The sequence below is a fragment of the Pseudomonas sp. NPDC087342 genome (assembly GCF_044744265.1).
Lineage (GTDB): Bacteria > Pseudomonadota > Gammaproteobacteria > Pseudomonadales > Pseudomonadaceae > Aquipseudomonas > Aquipseudomonas nunensis.
Window position 1 is genome coordinate 1 of record NZ_JBIUXZ010000058.1, and the last position, 1785, is coordinate 1785.

Below are 1785 nucleotides of genomic sequence, written 5' to 3' on the forward strand. Positions count from 1 at the left end.
ACCGCACGCTCATCTGGTCGCCAGCGTCCGGGGTACCGTCCAGGCCGAGGATCTCGACAGGGATGGAAGGACCGGCTTCTTTGATTGGCTTGCCGTTCTCGTCGAGCATGGCACGTACACGGCCATAGTTCGAACCGACCAGGACCATGTCGCCTTGGCGCAGGGTACCGTCTTGAACCAAAACGGTAGCAACCGGGCCACGACCTTTGTCGAGACGCGATTCAACTACAACACCACGACCTGGGGCCGAAGGGGTTGCCTTCAGTTCCAGAACTTCGGCCTGCAGCAGAACAGCTTCGAGCAACTCGTCCACGCCAGTACCGACTTTCGCCGAAACCGATACGAACGGGGTGTCGCCGCCCCACTCTTCCGAGGTCACGCCGTGAACCGACAGTTCGCTACGGATGCGATCGAGATCAGCGCCCGGCTTGTCAATTTTGTTCACTGCAACGACCAGAGGAACACCGGCAGCCTTGGCGTGCTGGACCGCTTCAATGGTCTGCGGCATTACGCCGTCGTCCGCTGCAACGACCAGGATCACGATGTCAGTTGCCTTGGCACCACGAGCACGCATTGCGGTAAACGCAGCGTGACCCGGGGTGTCGAGGAACGTGACCATGCCGCGATCAGTTTCAACGTGGTATGCGCCGATGTGCTGGGTGATACCGCCGGCTTCGCCAGCAGCAACCTTGGCACGACGGATGTAGTCGAGCAGCGAGGTCTTACCGTGGTCAACGTGGCCCATTACGGTCACAACCGGTGCACGGGAGAACGTCTCACCTTCAAACTTCAGGGACTCGGCCAGGGAATCTTCCAGGGCGGTGTCGCTGACCAGGGTCACTTTGTGGCCCAGCTCCTCGGCAACCAGTTGAGCAGTTTCCTGATCCAATACCTGGTTGATGGTCGCTGGAGTACCCAGTTTGAACATGAACTTGATGATTTCAGCAGCCTTGACCGACATCTGCTGAGCGAGATCGCCAACAGTGATGGTCTCGCCGATCTGCACATCACGCACAACAGGGCCGGTTGGGCTCTGGAAACCGTGAGCGTTGCGTTTCTTCAGCTTGGCCTTGCCGCGACCACCACGACGGAAGCCATCGCTTTCTTCGTCGGTAGTACGTGGCGCAACACGTGGAGCAGGCGCTTTCTCTTTGACCGAAGCACGATGCGGAGCGTTTTTGCGCTCGCCATCGCCACCGCCGCTGCGACGATTGTTATCGTCTGCACGTGGTTTGTCCGGACGACGTTGATCGTTCGGCTTGCGGTCCGCAGAAGGAGCCGGTGCAGCCGCCACGACCGGTGCGCTTTCGCGAACTGGCTCGGCAACCGCAGCAGGCGCTGCGACAGCATCGTTAGTAGCGTTTTGCGCAGTAGCAGGCTGGCGACGTGCTTCTTCTTCGGCGCGACGCTTGGCTTCTTCTTCAGCCTTCTGACGGGCAGCATTTTCTACTGCGCGACGTTCATCCAGTTCGCGTTTGCGCTCGGCTTCAATTTCTTCCGGGCTGCGCTGTACGAAAACTTTCTTTTTACGGACTTCAACGCTGATGCTTTTGCTGCCAGCAACACGCAGGGTGCTGGTGGTTTTACGCTGCAGCGTGATCTTGCGTGGTTCTTCCACTTTCGCCTTGTGGCTGCTTTTCAAGTGAGTCAGCAAAGATTGCTTCTCACTGTCAGTCACATGTTCTACGTCGGCGGTGTGCGGCAGACCTGCCTCACGCATCTGCTGCAACAGGCGCTCTAACTGTGTTTATACCTCATCGGCCAGTTGTTTCACCGAGACTTGCG

The 1785-nt window shown here is 58.5% G+C and carries 1 pseudogene; it reads right to left on the bottom strand.

What is annotated here, in order from left to right:
* Positions 1-1785 (bottom strand): annotated as a pseudogene (gene infB / locus ACIOYV_RS33265) (translation initiation factor IF-2); the annotation flags it as partial.